The following is a 1819-nucleotide window of genomic DNA, read 5'->3' as shown; positions in this document are numbered from 1 at the left end:
TAGCATTCTGGTAATATGTCAAGCATATTTTTTTTAAGATATTCTATGTATTAATCAAAAAAAGGGCGCACTTCACCTGCACCCGATGTTGCTTCAAAAAAAACGGGTGCTATTTGAAATCGTTATTCTGTTCGGCGTTCAACTTTCCGCCGGCGTACAGTTGGTTTTTGACCAGCAAACCAAAAACGAGTCGTACTAATTTACGAGATGCAAGCGCGAGTGCTCTTTTATGCTGATGCTTTGGCACTTCAGCATATTTCTTGGCGTAATACTCTGCGTATTCAGGGATGTATCTTCGGACACTGTTTGCAGCCTCTCCAATATAATTACGGAGATATGTGTTACCCGTTCTGAAAACGGGTGTTTCCTCGGCCACGAAGTCGCCTGAATCGCTCTTGCGCCAAGTAAGTCCAACGTATTTAGCTAGCGAATCAGCTGAGCGAAAAGCGGAAATATCACCAATCTCAGCGAGAATGCCAGCAGCCAAGACTGGTCCAATACCAGGAATGGACCGTAGAATCATGTAGGCGTTAGGATTAACGCCCTTGACCGTCTTTTCTATAGCATGATCAATTGCCTTAATTTCCTTCTTGTAAGACTCAATACAGTTGAACGAACTGGCCAGAGCGATTGTCAGGGGTTCAGCTGCACGCTTATCAAGACGATAGGAATCCTGGGCGGCCTTTTTTAGCAATTTAGAGGTTTCAGCTAAGTTTGTAATGCGATTCCGGCTTTTTTTTGCCAGAAATTGTAGGAGCTCTTCTTCGCTGGCATCCACAATATCCTGTACAGAAAAGAATTCTGTCAAAACGGCAGCTGAAGTGGTCCCAAAAATGTTACTAAAGGGCTGTGATTCCTGATCCAAAATCTCCAGTTCACTAAATTTAAGAAACAGATTGGAAATCATGTAGGTCTTTTCTCTTGTGATGCATTCAGCGAGGTGCAGTCGGTGCCGTGTCAGACGCTTGAGTGCAAGAAACTGACTGCCTCTCCAGGGAGAACTCTTGATTTTGCCAACCCGAGCTAAATCAGAAATGATATATGCGTCCGTTGAATCAGTTTTGGAAAGGCCAATAAAAGTTTTTCGGTAATTCGCTGTGATTTTTGGATTGAGACAATAAACATACGGATGAAAAGGCATGAGAATTTCGCTGGCTGACAGGAAATTGGCAATATGAATACTGTACATGGAGGTGGATTCTAATGCGAAAACGATAGTATTTAGATTTCGATGAGAAAGCATACATTTACAGATAGCATTCGCCAATTTTTCAGCGCCAGGCTGATTATTAGGGAAAGAATCAGAAAGAAGCTTATTCTGTTCAAAGTCCATGGCATAGACAACATTGGATTTTGAACTTACATCAATACCGACGTATAAAGTTGACAAAGTGTTGATCTTAATCATGATATCATCCTCCTTCCCAGATCAGATTTGTGAAGCCTGAGCAAAAGGTTTATCCCAGGCATCATGAAGTAACCGCAACCTCGCGCAATTAGCATTCATCCTGTCAGCCTTTTTGCTGGTGCTAAGGCAGGAGATGCAACTTCTGTGTTAGCGGAGTAATGCTTCATGAGCTGGGCCGCATGCTAAAGGGAGCAGACACAGACGAACTGGCTGCAAGGGGAGATAGCAGTGCCTCCGGACATCAGACTCTACTGATATCGTACCATGGGAAAACCTTTTGTTACAGAGCTTCAGATTGTATAGACGGGAAACCGGAAGAGGAAAATTCTCCGAATGGTTCTTACCGCTATACGCACAAAAAATATGTATGTGAGCTGTTTTTAATAACTCACATACATATCATACGAGGGG

Annotated in this window: 1 protein-coding gene; it reads right to left on the bottom strand. The window is 42.9% G+C overall.

Features of this window, described 5'->3' with window-relative positions; all coding sequences use genetic code 11:
- Window positions 1–109: 109 nt before the first annotated feature.
- Window positions 110–1408: an IS110 family transposase gene (locus DW089_RS11205; protein WP_105325814.1), complete on the bottom strand. Its 1299-nt coding sequence runs from the start codon at window positions 1406–1408 to the stop codon at window positions 110–112.
- Between the last annotated feature and the right edge of the window lie 411 nt (window positions 1409–1819).

It is taken from the genome of Acidaminococcus sp. AM05-11 (genome assembly GCF_003472805.1).
GTDB lineage: Bacteria > Bacillota > Negativicutes > Acidaminococcales > Acidaminococcaceae > Acidaminococcus > Acidaminococcus hominis.
The sequence above is the reverse complement of the archived record's forward strand: the minus strand, read 5'-3'. Positions and strand labels throughout refer to the sequence as shown.